This is a genomic window from Streptomyces kronopolitis (assembly GCF_014646275.1).
Classification (GTDB): domain Bacteria; phylum Actinomycetota; class Actinomycetes; order Streptomycetales; family Streptomycetaceae; genus Streptomyces; species Streptomyces kronopolitis.
Genome location: NZ_BMND01000068.1, coordinates 1 through 14,996 on the forward strand (window position 1 = coordinate 1; position 14,996 = coordinate 14,996).

The 14,996-nt window shown below is 72.0% G+C and carries 14 protein-coding genes and 2 tRNA genes; 13 read left to right on the top strand and 3 right to left on the bottom strand.

The window, feature by feature from the left end; translation table 11 throughout:
- Positions 1-54 precede the first annotated feature (54 nt).
- From IEY78_RS32990 to IEY78_RS33040, 11 genes are all read left to right on the top strand, one after another.
- Positions 55-255, top strand: a complete 201-nt coding sequence (locus IEY78_RS32990) for a hypothetical protein (RefSeq protein WP_373294298.1) — start codon at positions 55-57, stop codon at positions 253-255.
- Between the two features lie 98 nt (positions 256-353).
- Complete coding sequence (locus tag IEY78_RS32995; RefSeq protein ID WP_189104669.1) at positions 354-644, top strand: hypothetical protein; 291 nt, start codon at positions 354-356, stop codon at positions 642-644.
- Positions 641-1,501 carry a protein spdB gene (locus IEY78_RS33000; RefSeq protein WP_189104648.1) on the top strand — a complete coding sequence of 287 codons (861 nt, stop codon included), beginning with the start codon at positions 641-643 and terminating at the stop codon, positions 1,499-1,501. Before IEY78_RS32995 ends, IEY78_RS33000 begins: the two co-directional genes overlap by 4 nt.
- Positions 1,501-1,854 (top strand): RRQRL motif-containing zinc-binding protein, encoded by a 354-nt coding sequence (locus tag IEY78_RS33005; protein WP_189104671.1) that lies wholly within the window; start codon positions 1,501-1,503, stop codon positions 1,852-1,854. Before IEY78_RS33000 ends, IEY78_RS33005 begins: the two co-directional genes overlap by 1 nt.
- Complete coding sequence (locus tag IEY78_RS33010; protein ID WP_189104650.1) at positions 1,847-2,164, top strand: hypothetical protein; 318 nt, start codon at positions 1,847-1,849, stop codon at positions 2,162-2,164. The genes IEY78_RS33005 and IEY78_RS33010 overlap by 8 nt, the downstream gene beginning before the upstream one ends.
- A gap of 104 nt (positions 2,165-2,268) precedes the next feature.
- Positions 2,269-4,386: an FtsK/SpoIIIE domain-containing protein gene (locus tag IEY78_RS33015; RefSeq protein WP_189104652.1), complete on the top strand. Its 2,118-nt coding sequence runs from the start codon at positions 2,269-2,271 to the stop codon at positions 4,384-4,386.
- A 204-nt stretch (positions 4,387-4,590) separates the two neighbouring features.
- Positions 4,591-5,058 carry a hypothetical protein gene (locus IEY78_RS33020; RefSeq protein ID WP_189104654.1) on the top strand — a complete coding sequence of 156 codons (468 nt, stop codon included), beginning with the start codon at positions 4,591-4,593 and terminating at the stop codon, positions 5,056-5,058.
- Positions 5,059-5,149: 91 nt separating this feature from the next.
- Positions 5,150-6,037, top strand: coding sequence for a bifunctional DNA primase/polymerase (locus IEY78_RS33025; RefSeq protein ID WP_189104656.1), 888 nt, complete (start codon positions 5,150-5,152; stop codon positions 6,035-6,037).
- A gap of 2 nt (positions 6,038-6,039) precedes the next feature.
- Entirely contained in the window at positions 6,040-7,515 is a 1,476-nt protein-coding gene (locus IEY78_RS33030; RefSeq protein ID WP_189104658.1) for an AICE element replication initiation protein, read from the top strand.
- Between the two features lie 469 nt (positions 7,516-7,984).
- Positions 7,985-8,182: a helix-turn-helix domain-containing protein gene (locus tag IEY78_RS33035; RefSeq protein WP_189104659.1), complete on the top strand. Its 198-nt coding sequence runs from the start codon at positions 7,985-7,987 to the stop codon at positions 8,180-8,182.
- Positions 8,182-9,465 carry a tyrosine-type recombinase/integrase gene (locus IEY78_RS33040; RefSeq protein ID WP_189104661.1) on the top strand — a complete coding sequence of 428 codons (1,284 nt, stop codon included), beginning with the start codon at positions 8,182-8,184 and terminating at the stop codon, positions 9,463-9,465. The genes IEY78_RS33035 and IEY78_RS33040 overlap by 1 nt, the downstream gene beginning before the upstream one ends.
- Positions 9,466-9,545: 80 nt before the next feature.
- On the opposite strand, the gene IEY78_RS33045 is transcribed toward IEY78_RS33040, so the two are convergent.
- The 3 genes from IEY78_RS33045 to IEY78_RS33055 form a co-directional block, all read right to left on the bottom strand.
- Positions 9,546-9,618, bottom strand: a tRNA-Arg gene (locus tag IEY78_RS33045).
- A 133-nt stretch (positions 9,619-9,751) separates the two neighbouring features.
- Positions 9,752-10,423 carry an HD domain-containing protein gene (locus IEY78_RS33050; protein WP_189104663.1) on the bottom strand — a complete coding sequence of 224 codons (672 nt, stop codon included), beginning with the start codon at positions 10,421-10,423 and terminating at the stop codon, positions 9,752-9,754.
- A 556-nt stretch (positions 10,424-10,979) separates the two neighbouring features.
- A tRNA-Ser gene (locus tag IEY78_RS33055) sits at positions 10,980-11,070 on the bottom strand.
- Positions 11,071-11,311: 241 nt separating this feature from the next.
- Between IEY78_RS33055 and IEY78_RS33060 the strand changes: the two genes are divergently transcribed.
- Complete coding sequence (locus IEY78_RS33060; protein ID WP_189104665.1) at positions 11,312-11,917, top strand: SSI family serine proteinase inhibitor; 606 nt, start codon at positions 11,312-11,314, stop codon at positions 11,915-11,917.
- A gap of 193 nt (positions 11,918-12,110) precedes the next feature.
- The coding region (locus IEY78_RS33065; protein ID WP_189104667.1) for a PAS domain-containing protein at positions 12,111-14,996 on the top strand (2,886 nt) is incomplete at its 3' end.

Sequence of the window (14,996 nt, forward strand, 5' to 3'; positions counted from 1 at the left end):
CTGGTCGGCCGGGGCTGTCAGGACCGCCTACGCAGCCGAGGTGGCCAGTCGATCATGACCCTATTCCGCACCAGTGAATATCCGAACCTGCCGATACTGGCCAAGGTGACCGGCAAGGCCGAGTTCTACCGGCTCGGTGCCCCGCGCGCCGACCACGACGACAACCCGCACATCGGCACGGGCGCGTACGCGCTTGACCAGTCCTTCCACCACCTGTGGCTGCTGGTCGCCGCGCTGGTCATCGCCACCGTCTGACCCCTGGTTCTTCGCGGGGCGGCCGCACTCCCGGACAAGGACAGCCGACCGCCCCTCGCCATCCCGACATACCTGACAAGGAGAGATCCACCATGCGCATGCGCACTTTCGTCGCTGATCAAGAGGCGGCAGACAAGACGGAGTTCGTTGAGCTGGCGCTCGGCATCGACGTCGATCTGTTCCGCGGACCGCTGGAGCAGGAGACGGACGAGGAGCGGCGCGCTCGCCGGGACGTGGCTCGCGAAGTCCTGCGGGACCTGCGGGAGTCGGCGGAGGCTGGTGACGAGGTCGCTGGTTGGGACGCCCTGTACGCCGACGCGCTGACCCGCACGGTGCCGTTCATGCGGGCCGCTCGCGGTCAGCGGGCGGGGACGGGAGCGGCGGCATGAAGGCCAAGACCGTGCTGCCCGCCGTGGCGATGACGGCGGTGTCCATGGTGCTGACCCTGGCCGTGGTCGTGATGTGGCTGGGCACGGCCGTGCCGTGGGTGGTCGCGCTGGTCGTCGGTCTCGGGATCGACGGCGGTTGGCTGGCCACCCTCGCCTACGAGCGGCGGCTCGCCGCGCAGGGCGACCACTCCACCCCCGTTACGGTCGTTGGCTGGGCCTTCGGTGCGGTGGCAACCGGCGTCCTCGTCGCCCACGCGCTCACCAGCTCGTCGCCCGCCGCGTGGCTGGCGGTCTCCTGGTTCCCTCTCGCTGCCAAGGCCCTGTGGCTGGTCCATGGGCTGTGGGAGCGCACGGCACTCACCGTGACGGCACTGGAGTCGATCCGGGGTATCCAGCAGGAGGCCCGCGACGAAGCGGCCGTGGCACGTGCCCGGCTTCGCGCTGAAGCGGCCACGGAGGAGACCCGGTTGACGGCTGTGACGGGGGCCGGGGCACGCGTCGCACGCGTCCAGGCCGAGACCGCCAAGACGCTCTCCAAGGCGTGGTCGACGCTGGAGACGACGAGGGCGAGCGAGGAGACCGGCAAGGCGCTGACCAGCGTGACGACCCCCGTCACGGGCGGCGTCACACCCCGCTGGGAGCTGCCGGTGTGGGGCCCGTCCGAAGCGGTCAGGGCGCCCGCTCTGGAGGCGGCACCCGCTCTCACCGATGACGAGCTGGACGCGGTGGTGGAGGAGATTCGCACCAACCGGACCCCGCCCTTGTCCTACCGGGAGATGTCCGCTCGCTTCCGAGCGGCCGGCCACTCCGCCTCCGAGGTCCGCTTGCGCGCCGCATGGAAGCGCGTAGCTGCCTGATGGGCGCGCTGCCGGTGTTCCGGTGGCGCCTTGCTCCGGACGGCTACGCTACCCGCCGCCAGCTTCGTGCCCGGGGCCTGCGGCCGGGTGGTCAGTGCGTGGCCGCTCAGCTCGAACGGCCGCGCCGCCGGGGGCCGCTGGTCGCCTACCTCTACCGCGTCGACTTGGCCAAGCCGGTCCGGCCGATGACGCCGGGCCGTTGGGCGGCGCTGGCCGCCGCGAACCGGGCCCGCCGCGTCTGTCCCGCCTGTCGGCACGACGCCGGATACGTCATCCCCACGTCGCTGGGCACCTGCGTGCCCTGCGCCTACGCCGACCCTGATGGGTCCGAAGGGAGCACCCCGCATGGGTAACTCCGACCTGCGCCGCCTGGATCGTGAGATCCAGGCGACCGCGAAGAAGCTGGAAGCGGTCCGACGGGGCGAGTCGTGGCCGCTGAACGGCCGGGAGCGCCGTGCCATGGCCCGCGCCCTGGCCGGCGGCTCCTACCGCGCCGCCCGGGGCCGCAGCACCGGCCGTGCCGAGGAGCAGATCGACTCCACCGGCAGTGCTGCCGAGATGCGGCTGAACGCGGAGCTGACCGCCCTGCACGCGGAGCGGCAGAGGCTCACGACCGAGGCCGCCCGCGACAAGGCCAAGAAGAAGTCCTCCGGCTGGTTCTGACCAGCCTGCTCCGGTGCCGGGGTGGCCGCCTCTTTCCACGGACACGGCCACCCCGGCTCTCCCTTACTCCCGCCCCCTGTGGGGCAGTCAGGAGCACTTCCAGCATGTCTGAGAACGTCGTCCACCTCCACAAGCCCACCGACCCCCCGACCCCCGACACCGCCCCCACCGTGCTCACGGTCGTTCCCGACGCGCCGCCGGCACCGCCCGTGCCGCTGTGGGTGCGCTCCGGCCGTGCGGTGAAGACGGCCGCCACGCACGAGTCCACCAGGGCGACGGTCCGGGCGGCGGCGCGGCACAGCCTCTACACCCTCAACGGGGGCCGGATTGTGGCTCGTCGGGCCTGGGACGGCCGTACCGGGTCCCGGTATGAGCGGATGATCCGGGCGGCGGAAGCCGCGGGGAACCTGGAGGCGGCCGAGGAGTGGGAGGAGCGGTTGCAGCGCTTCCGCGCCGCCCGCCACCACCGCCGCATGGACCTCCTGCACTCGCCCGTGGAGGCCGCCAAGGGTGCGGCCGTCGGCGCTGGCATGAGCATCGGGGTCCTGGTCGCCCTCGGAGTCGTCATGGCCCTCAACACCGGGCACATCGGCGACGTCATCACGCCTCTCACAGCGACCATCGACTTCATCGCCCTGCTGATTCGGATCGTGCGGGTCGTGTGGGGTCCGGCGCTGGCGATCGGCCCGTTCCTCGCGCTGCTGACCCTGTGGTCGGTCGGCCGCAAGCAGCACGCCGCCCCCGCCTGGGCACTGCCCGCCAACGTCCGCAACGGTGAGGGGGAGCCGATCACGCCGTCCATCGTGGTCAAGGCCCTGCGCGACCTCGGAGTCCCGGCCCTGGCCCGCGCCATTAAGGAAATGGGCGACGCCGGCGCGAGCATGCTCGGCCCGATCCGCATCGCCGGATGCGGCGTGGAAGTCGACGTGACGCTTCCCTCCGGGGTGTCGACCAACGAGGTGCAGGGCAAGCGCCGCAAGCTCGCCGAGAACCTGACCCGGCACGAACACGAAGTGTTCATCACCATCCCCCAGGCCGCCCGCACGGTCCGACTGTGGGTGGCCGACTCCGGGGCACTGGACGAGCCGATCGGCCCGTCCCCGCTAGTCACCGACGACACGATGACCGCCGACTACGCCAAGGGCCGCGCCCCCTGGGGCCAGGACCTGCGCGGAGATGCTGCCGCGCTGAGCCTCTACCAGCGCCACCTGCTCATCACGGGCCTGTCCAACCAGGGCAAGACCGTTGCCCTGCGCTCCCTGGCCCTGTGGCTCGCGCTGGACAAGTCGGTGCAGTTCCTCATGGGCGACCTCAAGGGCGTGGGCGACTGGGCCATGTTCGACGGTCTCGCCACCACGCTGATCCAGGGGCCGACGGATGAGCACGTGATCCAGGTGACCGAGATGGTTGAGGGCGCGGTGGACGAGATGAACCGCCGCATCCAGGGCCCGCCCGGCACCGTGTTCCCGCCGCTGATCGTGCTGGTCGACGAAGCGCAGGTGGCGTTCATGTGCCCGGCCAAGGACGCCGAGAAGCGCCCGTATGGCGGGTCGAAGGCCAACTCCCGGTACTTCATGGCCGTCCGGAAGATCCACAACCAGGGACGGGCCGTGAACGTCCTGATGTGGCAGGGCACCCAGGACCCCACCAACGAGAACCTGCCCAAGCTCGTCCGCGAGGGCGCCCACACCCGCGCCTCCCTCGCCCTGGGCACCGAATCCCAGGCCCGCATGGCCCTGGGAGACAAGGCCGTTGACGGCGGCGCGGCGCCGAACCTGCTGCGTCCGGGTCTGGACCGGGGAACCCTGGTGGTCGCCTCCGACGGCGTCACCATCCCGGCCGGACAGTCGTCCATCACGGTCCGCACGCACTACATCGACGACGACGCCGCCGAAGCCATCACCGACCGGGCCAAGGCCCTGCGCGACGGCGTCACCACCCTGCACGCCATCGACCGAGAAGAAGAGCACGACCCGCTCGCCGACATCGCCGCCGTCGTCGGCGACGCGCCCCGTGTACGGACCAAGGACGTGCTGGCGCGGCTCGCCACGCGCAACGCGGACGCCTACGGGGGCTGGTCGTTCATCGACCTCAAGGCCGTCCTGGACAACGCCGGCGCCGAGCCCTACAAGTCCGACGGCGTCATGGTCGTCGCCCGCGACCGCGTCACCCGCGCCCTCGCCAACCGCGACGGAGACGGTTCCGCTTCCGCCGCCGGATGACAGGGAGCCGACCCCCGACGGGTCAGGGAGGCAGGGAGAACTCCCTGCACGCCTCCCTGACCCGCCTCCCTGGCCCTGACCTGCACAAATGATCGTTCAGGGAGTCAGGGAGGACTCCAGGTCAGACCCCCCAAACACCCCTCCACGCGGCACCCCGATGGGGGTGCCGCTGCCTCCCTGGCCACGTGCCGGAAGGGATTCCGCATGCACCCCGACCACAACCCGCACGTGCCCGTACAGCGGGCCGTGGAAGTCCACCAGCCCACCATGTACCCGCCCGCTGTCCCCGTCCCGGCGCCGGTCGTTCCGGTGCAGCCGGGCAGGGTTCCGGCGGTGGCGAGCATCGTCCTGCCCGACGGTCGCGTCGTCACCGGCTACGCCATCGACACTGCCCGCTCGGAACCGGTCGCGGTCAAGCCGGCCGTCTCCCGCGTGGCGGTGAACGTCGCCCTCGGGGGCGTCGGCTTCCTCGCGGTGTGCGGCGGGCTGCTCCTGCTCACCTCGTTCATCGCCGCGCTCACCGTGTTCATCACCCAGCTCATCATCCTGGCCGCCGTCATCTTCGGCGGATGGATCGCCGTGCAGATCTTCAGCACGAGCGGCCACCAGGGCGCCGGCACCACGGTCAACATCCGCAAGGCCGTGATCAAGCGCAACCACTTCAACCGCTAGCTACGCCCGAGGGCGGCGGCACTCCCGGACAAGGACAGCCCGCCGCCCTCGGTCTCCGTATCCCGACGTAGCAGAACAGGAGACCTACAGCATGACATCTGACTGCAAGGCCCGATGCGGCCGCACTGGAAACCATCCGGACGAAAGCCACCTGCGGACCGCGTTGGACCTAGCGGCGGCCGGCATGCCACCGCTGCCCCTGCGGGCGGGAAAGCTCCCGTTTGGCAACTGCCGTGCATGCAGGGGGAACGCGTGCGGCGGCCGGCCGAACATGAAGAACGCCGGTCCCTGCGAGTGCGCCAGCGTCTGCCATGCCTGGGCCGCAGCCACCACCGACGCACGTGTCCTCACCTCGTTGGCATGGGCGTCCGCATGGCGTGAGGCGGCGGCCGTGGCTTACCACCCCGGTGGGGCGGGGCTGACGGTGGTCGACCTGGACGACGCGGCAGCCATCGCATGGGCCCGCGAGGCCCTGCCCGCCACGCGGACCGTGCCGACGACGCGGGGCCAGCACTGGATCTACCGGGGTGCGATGCAGTCCGCGAACGCTGTGCGGCCCGGCGTCGACATCAAGTCGCTCATGTCCTACGCGCGGTGGCTCGGTCCCGGAACCGGCACCATGACCGGTCTGCCCGACGCCGTGCGCGCGCTGACCGTTCAGAAGCCCTCCACAGTCCGGCCTGCGCGGCCTGCTGCCACCGTGCCCGCGCTCGCCAGGGGCGGGGAGTGCCGTCATCGCACGCCCGCCTACCTGGAGCGTGGCATCGCCATGGCAGAGCAGCGCATCACCGAGGCCCGCAGCGCGGTCCACGCCACCGTCTACCGGACCTTCCTCGCCGTGCTGTCCGCCCACGGCGGGTGTGGCTGCCTCACCGACGCGCACACCGCGCGCCTGTTCACTGCCGCGCAGGCCAAGGGCGAATCCCCTCGGCACTGCACCGACGCGTGGACCAACGCCCGCACCAGGTTGGGACTGTGACCATGGCTGACGACGAGAAGAACCCTGCCCGCGAGGTCATCACCGACTACGCGCAGGCGCACTTCCGGTACTTCCGCACCGCCGACGGGACCGTGTACGCGCAGAAGAACGGCCACCCCGTGGCCCGCCCGATCCGCTCCCAGGGCACGACGGGCAGCCACCGCCAGGAACTCATGGTCGGCCTGTTCCGCGACGGGCGCGGCGTGTTCAACGGGACTGCCCTCAAGGAAGCGTTGGACTTGATCGAAGCGCTCGCGCTGACCGAGGACGTGCAGCCCGTCCACATCCGCGTCGCCCCCGGCTTCGACGGAGCGACGTGGCTCGACTTGGGCCGCAACGACGGTCAGTCGGTCCGCATCCACCCCACCGGCTGGGATATCGGCATCCCCGACCCGCGCGAGGTGTGCTGGCGCCGCACCCAGCTCACCGGGGAACTGCCCTTGCCGGCCAAGGACACCGACGGCAAGGGCATCGACCTGCTGCTGAGGCTGTGCAACTTCGCCACCGCGGAGACCGAGTGCCTGGCCATCGCCTGGCTGATCGGATGCCTCGGGCCGTCCGTGCCCGTCCCTGCCCCGTTCCTCACCGGTCCGCAGGGTGCGGGCAAGTCCACAGCGGGACGGATGCTCGTACGGATCATCGAGGGCATGAGCGGCGACCTGCGCCGGGCCCCGAAGGACGAAGAGAACCTGACCGCCGCCGTGGCGGCCGGGTGGGTCACGGCCCTGGACAACCTCTCCCACATGACCCCGGACCTCTCCGACGCCATGTGCTGCATCGTCACCGGCGCCGAGAACGTCAAACGCGCCCTCTTCACCGACGGGGACGTCTTCCGCGCCCGATACCGCCGTCCCCTGCTGCTGACCGGGATCGACGTGGGCGTCATCCGGCCCGACCTCGCCGAACGGCTCCTGCCGCTGCGGCTGGAGAGGCCCGGTGTCCGGCGCACCGAGGCGGAACTGTGGGCGGAGTACGAAGAGGTTCTGCCCATCGTGCTCGGGTCTCTCCTGGACCTCACGGTCAAGGTCCGCGCCGCCGAGACAGAGACCCCCACTGACTTGCGGATGGCTGACTTCGCGCACCTGTGCGCGCAACTCGACGCGGCAACCGGCCTCGGAGCGCTCACCGCCTACCGGGCCAGCCTGGACGACCTGAACGACGACGTGATCGAGGGTGACCTCCTCGCGCAGACCGTCCTCAGGCACGCCGACAGCATCGAACCGGGCGCAGCGCAGCGCATGACCTCCACCGAGTGGCTGCACCACCTCAGCCGCCTCTACAGCGGCGAAGAACTGGGCCCCCTGCCCAAGGGCTGGCCGACCACGGGCAAAGTCCTCTCCGACCGGCTCAAGCGCCTCCAACCGACGCTGGCCGCTCGCGGTGTCCTCATCGACACCGGCCGCACCAGCGAGGGCCGTTACCTCGAAATGACCCGCCAGGCCACCCCGCCCCCACACGAGCAGCAGGGGGGGTTCTGACCCGCAGCCGCGCTCGCCGGACAAGCAAGAAGAGCACCCGTCGCGGCGTGCTCTTCTTGCTGTTCGGCGACGCCGCCCGATGGTCGCGCCGCGCAGCGGCTCCTTCTTCACGCTGTAAGGCGCACCGCACCACAACAGACACCACCCCCTCCTTTGTCCTAAGAGGAGAGACGCTGCGTCATCTGCGTCATGCCAGCCGGAAAACGGCCCCTGACCTGCGACGAAAGCCATGACGCAGACGGCGGACTCTGCGTCATCCTGCGTCATCTGCGTCACCCGATGACGCAGCCCATGACACGCCGATGACGCACCCCCAGACCACTGCGTCACACAAAACCGCAGGTCAGAAGCCCGAATGACGCTGATGACGCAATGACGCAGAAATCCGAACCTCGGACAGGCGCGAGCCCCCGAGAAGCCCCCGAGCCCATCTCCATTCGCAGGCCAGCCCTCTCCCGGAGGTCTCGACGTGCTGACTGTCATCCCAAGCGACCCGCAAACCCTCACCGTCCCGGAGGTCATGACCACCCTGAGGCTCAGCCGCAGCAAGGTCTACGACCTGATCCGCTCCGGCACCCTGCCGAGCTTCACCGAGGGCCGCGCCCGCCGCATCCCCCTCGACTCGCTCCGCACCTACATCCACAACAAGCTTGAGGAGGCTGCCTGATGGCTAAGAGGCGCGCCAACGGAGAAGGCACGATCACGAAGCGAACCGACGGCCGCTATCAGGCCGCCGCGTACGTCTACCGGCCCGATGGCACCCGCGTCCGCAAGTTCGTCTACGGCAAGACGCGCGAGGAGGTGAGCAACAAGCTCATCGAACTTCAGGAGAAGACGCGGCAGGGAATCCCGGCTGCCACCTCCACCATGGCGTTCGGCGATTTCCTCACCTACTGGCTCGCCGCCATTGCACCCACCCGCCTCAAGCCCGCGACGCTCAACAGCTACGAGGGACTGTCGCGGCTCTACATCAAACCCGCCCTGAGCAAGAAGAAGCTCAACCGCCTCTCCCCCACCGACATCCGGCTGTTCCTCGCGGAGTTCAAGGGCGGATGCCTCTGCTGCCTGCGAGGAGTCGACGCGGCACGCGCCAAGGAAGACCGGACGTGCTGCGCCGTGAACAAGTGCTGCAAGCGCCGGCCGTCGGCCCGCACCGTCCAGTACGTCCATGCCGTACTCCGCTCCGCGCTCCAGCAGGCAGTCCGGGAGGAACTCATCGCACGCAACGTCGCCCGCATTGTGGAGACGCCCGCCGTCGAACGCCAGGAGGTACGCCCGTTGGACGCCGCAGAGGCGAAAATCCTGCTCAGAACGGCCCGCAAGCACCGGCTCTACGCCTTGTGGCTGCTGCTCATCTCCACCGGCCTGCGCCGCGGGGAAGCCCTCGGCCTCACCTGGTCGGACATCGACCTGGCCACCGGCCAGCTCCGGGTCCGACGCAACCTCCAGCGCATCAAACGCGAACTGCTCTTCGGCACGCCGAAAACCGCTCGCTCGCTCCGGACGGTGTCACTGCCGAAGAGGTGCGTCCAGGCCCTGATCGCCCACCAGGCTCAGCAGGAGCAGGAACGGAAGGTGGCCGGCGCCAAATGGCAGCCGTTCCCCGACCACCCGAACGGCCTGGTCTTCACCACGGCCACCGGGCGGGCCACCGACCCCCGCAGCCTCAACCGGATGCTCACGATCCTGTGCCGGAACGCCAAGGTGCGCCGGGTACGAGTGCACGACCTGCGGCACACCTGCGCCTCACTGCTGCTGGCCCAGGGGGTCGATCCCCGCACGATCATGGAGACCCTGGGCCACAGCACCATCACCATGACGCTCGACACCTACGCGCACGTGATGCAGACCACTCTCAAAGCTGCGGCCGACCGGATGGACGACGCTCTGGGGATGGACGGCCTGGAGGAAGACGAGGAGGGGGAACCGGGCTCTCGGCCAGCCGCGTGACAGCCGACGCGCCGCGCGTTGATGTCACCCGCTGATGTCAAAGGCCCCCTCGCTAGAAGCGAGGGGGCCTTTGACCTGTGTGCGCTCGGCAGGATTCGAACCTGCAACCTTCTGATCCGTAGTCAGATGCTCTATCCGTTAAGCTACGAGCGCTTGGCTTTCCGGCGGTTTTTCTTGCCGGTCGGCGTTGCGGGAACAACATTACATGACCTGCGCCGTGAGGCGAAATCCATTGCCCGTAGCACCTCTGACCTGCGGAAACGTGCTTGTGGGGGTGTTTCGCGGGTTACTCGGGCCAGGGGGAGTCCTCGATGATGCGGACGAAGTTCGGGCGGGTGTAGCCCTCTTCGAAGCGGTCCAGGACATCGGCCTTCACATTGCCGAAGGTGGTCGCGGGGCGGTGCGCCAGGCCGGCGTGGAAGGCGTGGAGGATGCGGCGCTTGAAGTCGGGGCGCGGGTGGGCCGCGACGACGGCCTCGCGGGTCGCCGTGGGGAGGGTGTCGTAGCCGATGCCGAGGACGTCGAGTTCGACGCCGGCGCTGACGAGGGCGATCTCCGGGGCCATGTGGTGCGGGATCTCCGGGGTGGTGTGCAGGGCGATGGCCTCCCACGCCAGGCGGGCGCGGTCCTCGGGGATGCCGCGGGCGGTCAGGAAGGCGCGGGCCTCGTCGGCACCGTCGAGCTCGAAGCGCTGCTGGGAGGTGCGGAACTTCCCGGTGAGGCCGAGGTCGTGGAAGAGGGCGCCCACGTAGAGCAGCTCCGGGTCGAAGTCCAGGCCCTGGTGGTGGCCGTGGTGGGCGCCGAAGAGGTAGACGCGGCGGGAGTGGTGGTAGAGCAGGTCGTCGGTGACGTCGCGGATGAGTTCGGTCGCCTCCCGGGCCAGGGTGCTGTCGGGGACGGGGATACCGCCGATGGCGGGGCCGGACGGGGAGGCGGGCCGGCGGTTCGGGGTCGTCATGGGTTCAGGGTGGCGCGGTTCGGCCCCGGGCGCCCAGTGCGCGTGCGGGGCGGGCCACCCGTAGATGATCCGATTCGGCTGGATGATCCGATGCAGCTGGACGATCCAATTCAGCTGGATGATCCGTTTCCGCTGGATGGTCCGTTTCCGCTGGATGATCCGTTCCGGCCGACTGCTTGCCGCGTCGTCGGGTCGCCGGTTGCCCGGGTGGCCCGAGAGGTCGTCGGTTACCCCGGGCGCCCGGGAGGTCGTCGGTTGCCCCAGGTGGCCGAGAGGTCGTCGGCGGCCCCGGGGGTCGGGGGGTCGCGTGTTGCCCGCCCGGCCGGGAGCCAGCCGGGCGCGGCAGTCAGCAGTCAGGAGCCAGCCGGGTGCGGCAGTCGGGCGGCAGCCAGAACGTGATCATCGCGGCGGTAGCCGGTCCCACCATCCGGACCCGCCAAGCCCCGCCGAGCCCCACCCGGACCCGCGCTGTCCCGCCCAGCCCGGCCACCAGGCCCTACCCCGCCCGGAAAAGCCTTCGGGCCCCGGTCTTGAAGACCGGGGCCCGAACGGAGAGCGGAGGCGGAGGGATTTGAACCCTCGATGGGGGGTAAACCCCAAACCGCATTAGCAGTGCGGCGCCATAGACCGGACTAGGCGACGCCTCCACACACCCCACGCGCGCAGATGCGCGCTGTGGCGTGTCCAGATAATGGCACAGCTCCAAGGGCTGTCACCAATCGCCCCCTACGGTACTAGCCGCGCGGGCCGCCCGGCAAAGACGTTCCTGCGGCGCAACGTCGGGGGCGGCAGCGCGTTAGGTGTGTGGGGCCGTCGCGACGTCGTTGTCGTGCGCCCCCGGCGTGTACGCACCCCGTGCCGCCCCGCACTCGCCCTCTGGAGCCTGTGATGCCGCACTACCGGACGTCATCCCTTTTCTCCGCATTCGTCGGCCTCGTCGGCCTCGTCGGCGGTGCCGCCGCGCTCGCCCTGGCAGGGCCCGCCGCGGCCGCCCCGATCCCGCTGCCGCACCACTGGTCCGAGGCCGGCCTGGTCGGCGCCGGCCACCACGTCGCCGACCCCCGCACGCCCGGCGGACCCGCCCTCACTCCCGACAGCACGCCGAGCCGGGCGCCGTGGCCCGCCCTCGCGACCGGCCCCCGGTCGGCGGCGGACCTGGCGGGCCGCGACCACCTCACCGTCACCGTCCACCAGTCCGGCTCGGCGCGGACCGACGGCACCTTCGAGCTGTACTGCCACCCCGGAGGCGGCAACCACCCCCACGTCAAGGCCGCGTGCGCGAAGCTGGACGGGATGGCGCGGTGGGGCCGGGACCCGTTCGCCCCGGTGCCGCAGGGGGCGAACTGCACGATGATGTACGGCGGGCCGGCCCTCGCCCACGTCACCGGCACCTGGGCCGGGCGCCCCGTCAACGCGGACTTCCGGCGCACCAATGGGTGTGAGATCAGCCGCTGGGGCCACTTCGAACCCCTGCTCCCCTCGACCCGTTCATGACCCGGTTCGTGCCGTAGTAGCGCGGCAGGTCAGGACGAGGGGCACATGTCGGTCGTGCGGCGAGTCGCACAACCCCGTGGCACTACCTCCTCGTCATCCGCCTCCGCGTCCCGGGCAAGTGCCCGTAGACTCCATCCCAGCGGTCCACCGCGGTGGATCCGGCAAGGTGCGGTAACAGGGAGGAAGCGTCGTCGTGAGCAGCAGGCCATCCCGAGGCGCTGCTCGCCTCGCAGCCATACTCGACGCCCTCCCCGACGCCCTGTTGCTGGTGAACTGCAACGGCACGGTCGTCAACGCCAACACCATCGCGCTGGAGACCTTCGAGGCGCCGGGCACGGCCCTGGTGGGGCGCGGGCTGCTCGATCTGCTGCCGTCCTTCGACTCCAAGCGGATCCCGGGCTCCATGCGGCGCCTGGACGAGGAGGAGGAGCGCACCCGCACGAAGCCGACGCGGATGGTCGCGCGGCGTACCGACGGGACCGAGCTGCTGGTCGAGGTGACCAGCGCCAATCTGGAGGACGGCCGCACGCCGTACGAGTCGGCGTTCGAGGCCGCGTACGCCGATCACCGCAACGGCTACACGGGCAACGAGCTGCTGATGCTGGTGGTCCGCGATCTGACCGGGACGCTGGACACCGAGACCGAGCTGGCCCGCCAGCAGCGGCAGACCGAGATGATCCTGCGGGCCGCGGCCGAGGGTGTGGTCGGGGTCGACGCCGAGGGCAAGGTCGTGCTCGTCAATCCGTCCGCGGCGCAGATCCTGGGCTACCGGGCGAGTGAGCTGGGCGGCAAGGAGCTGCATCCGCTCATCCACCACTCCCGGACGGACGGCTCGACGCTGCCGTGGGAGGACACCCCGCTGGCCGACACGCTCAAGTCGGGGCGCAAGCACCGGGTGCGCGGGCAGGCGCTGTGGGCGAAGGACGGGCGCGCGGTGTCCGTCGATCTGACGACGGCGCCGGTGCGGGACGGCGATCAGCTCGTCGGCGCGGTGATGACCTTCACCGACCGCCGCGCCTTCGACGCGCTGGCGGCCCGGCACACCCAGCTGCTGGCGGTGCTCGACCAGGCGCTGCGCGGGCCGTTGGAAGAGCTGAAGGGCGAGCTGGGCACGCTCGCCTCGGACCCGGCCGGGCAGCTGTGGCCCGAGGCGAACCAGATCCTGCACCACCTCGCGGCCGGCCACGCCCGGATGACGACGCTGGTGGACAACGTCCTCAGCTTCCAGCGGCTGGACTCCGGCAAGGAGAAGCTGCACCGCACCACGGTGTCCATGGACGCGGTGGTCGCGGCGGGTGTGGAGGGCGCGATCGAGCTGATCGGGCCGGGCCGCGCGCAGTTCGCGGTGCACGCGCCGCCGATAGAGGCGACGGTCGACGCGGAGCGGATCGCGCAGGCGCTGTCGCATCTGATCGCGGATGTCGCCGGGGTGGACTCGACGGGCCGGATGCCGGCCGGCGAGACCGCCATGGGCGGGCGTTCGGGGCCGATCCCGGGCGATTCGACGATCGTGGTGGCGGCGGCCAAGCGCGGCGATGTCGTACGGATCGAGGTGCGCGGGCCGTTCGGCGGCGGCGACCCGGTCCATGAGCCCATCGTGCGCGGCATCGTGCGGCAGCACGGCGGGCTGCTGCAGACCCACGACGTGCCGGGGGCGCCCGGCGGTGGGCCCGGTGCGGGCGGCAGCGCGTATGTGCTGGAGCTGCCGGTGGCGGCGGACGGCGCGGCGCCGGACGCCGGGGCGGACCGCGGTGGCGAGCCGACCGGCAACGAGACGACGGTGATGCCCGTGCCGGCCGCGCGGGCGCGGGGCACCCAGAACGCGGCGGACTCCGCGGCCGGCGAGCGGCCGGACGACGAGGGGGACGCGGGCGGCGAGGGCCGCCCCGGTGGTGACGGCGGGCCCGGCGGGCCGGGTGGCACCGGCGGGCCCGGGCAGCCGCTCGGCGGCGGCGGTGCGGGTCGCGGCGTTGTTCCGGCCCAGGCGGGCGGTGCGCAGCCGACCGGTCGCCGGCGGGCGCGGCACTCGGGTGCGGAGCAGGGCGGACCGGCCGCGGCGGGTGGCCCGCACGCAGCCGGCCCGCACGGTGCCGTGGGCGACGGTGCTCAGGGCGGTACGGGCTCCGCCGGGACCGACGGCGGCCGGGGCGCGCACCCGCAGCACGGTGACGGTACGCAGGGTGCGGGGCTGCCGCCGGGCATGGCGGGGGCCGAGGCCGTGCCGCCGAGCGGACGGCGCCGGGCCCGGCAGGGGGCGACGGAGGGCGGCGGCCTGCCCGCGCTGCGCGCCGGTGCGCCCATGGCGGCCGAGGCGCCCGCGCGCCCGCAGATTCCGGGGCAGGCACCGGCGCCGGATCAGGCCGCGCCCCCCGGCCAGGCCCACATTCCCGGCCAGTCCGCGGGCCCGCAGGGGCTCGCGCCCGTACCTCAGAACGGCCGGCGGGCGGGCCGGGCGCTGGCCGAGGCGCGGGAGCGTCCCGCGCAGGGCGACGGCCGGGCGGCCGGCGGCGCGCAGGCGTCCGGTGCCCGCACGGCCTTCGCGCTGCCGCCCGCCGCGGCGGACCGCACCCCGCAGTCGTCGCCGGAGCTGTCCGCGGCCGCCGACCAGCTGCCCGGCGGGGGCCCGTCCGACGGCAGCGGCACGGGACGCCGTCGGGCGCGCCGTCCGGTGGCCGGCGGTCCGCAGGCCCCGGCGCCCGGTGCGCAGCCGGGCCACGAGCTTGCCGCGGCCGACGGTTCCGCGGCGCCCGACTGGGAGGGCGAGCCGACCGGGAGACGGCGGGCCAGGCGGGCCGCCGCCGAGGAGCGAGCGGCGGCCGCGATGGCCGACTCCGAATCCTCCGGCACCTTCGTGGCGGGCCCGGAGGGGCTCGTGGCACAGCCCTCCGGACCGGCCGAGGCGACGGGCACGGCCACCGGCACGGCGGCCGGCATCGACCCGGCGCCGGAGACCGGCAGCCCCCAGCCGCCGCACGCTCCCGCCGCCCCGCAGCATCCGCAGGCCGACGCGGCCCCCGCCCCCACCGGCCGCCGGCGCGGTCGCCCCAGCCCCGCCGAGGAGGCGGCGGGCCCGGCGCAC

What these genes read in the sequence shown, in the direction of transcription:
- IEY78_RS32990 (WP_373294298.1), top strand. Translation starts at nt 55, where the DNA reads ATGACCCTATTCCGCACCAGTGAATATCCGAACCTGCCGATACTGGCC.
- IEY78_RS33025 (WP_189104656.1), top strand. Translation starts at nt 5,150, where the DNA reads ATGACATCTGACTGCAAGGCCCGATGCGGCCGCACTGGAAACCATCCG.
- IEY78_RS33050 (WP_189104663.1), bottom strand. Translation starts at nt 10,423, where the DNA reads ATGACGACCCCGAACCGCCGGCCCGCCTCCCCGTCCGGCCCCGCCATC.
- IEY78_RS33000 (WP_189104648.1), top strand. Translation starts at nt 641, where the DNA reads ATGAAGGCCAAGACCGTGCTGCCCGCCGTGGCGATGACGGCGGTGTCC.
- IEY78_RS33060 (WP_189104665.1), top strand. Translation starts at nt 11,312, where the DNA reads ATGCCGCACTACCGGACGTCATCCCTTTTCTCCGCATTCGTCGGCCTC.
- IEY78_RS33010 (WP_189104650.1), top strand. Translation starts at nt 1,847, where the DNA reads ATGGGTAACTCCGACCTGCGCCGCCTGGATCGTGAGATCCAGGCGACC.
- IEY78_RS33030 (WP_189104658.1), top strand. Translation starts at nt 6,040, where the DNA reads ATGGCTGACGACGAGAAGAACCCTGCCCGCGAGGTCATCACCGACTAC.
- IEY78_RS33005 (WP_189104671.1), top strand. Translation starts at nt 1,501, where the DNA reads ATGGGCGCGCTGCCGGTGTTCCGGTGGCGCCTTGCTCCGGACGGCTAC.
- IEY78_RS33040 (WP_189104661.1), top strand. Translation starts at nt 8,182, where the DNA reads ATGGCTAAGAGGCGCGCCAACGGAGAAGGCACGATCACGAAGCGAACC.
- IEY78_RS33020 (WP_189104654.1), top strand. Translation starts at nt 4,591, where the DNA reads ATGCACCCCGACCACAACCCGCACGTGCCCGTACAGCGGGCCGTGGAA.
- IEY78_RS32995 (WP_189104669.1), top strand. Translation starts at nt 354, where the DNA reads ATGCGCACTTTCGTCGCTGATCAAGAGGCGGCAGACAAGACGGAGTTC.
- IEY78_RS33015 (WP_189104652.1), top strand. Translation starts at nt 2,269, where the DNA reads ATGTCTGAGAACGTCGTCCACCTCCACAAGCCCACCGACCCCCCGACC.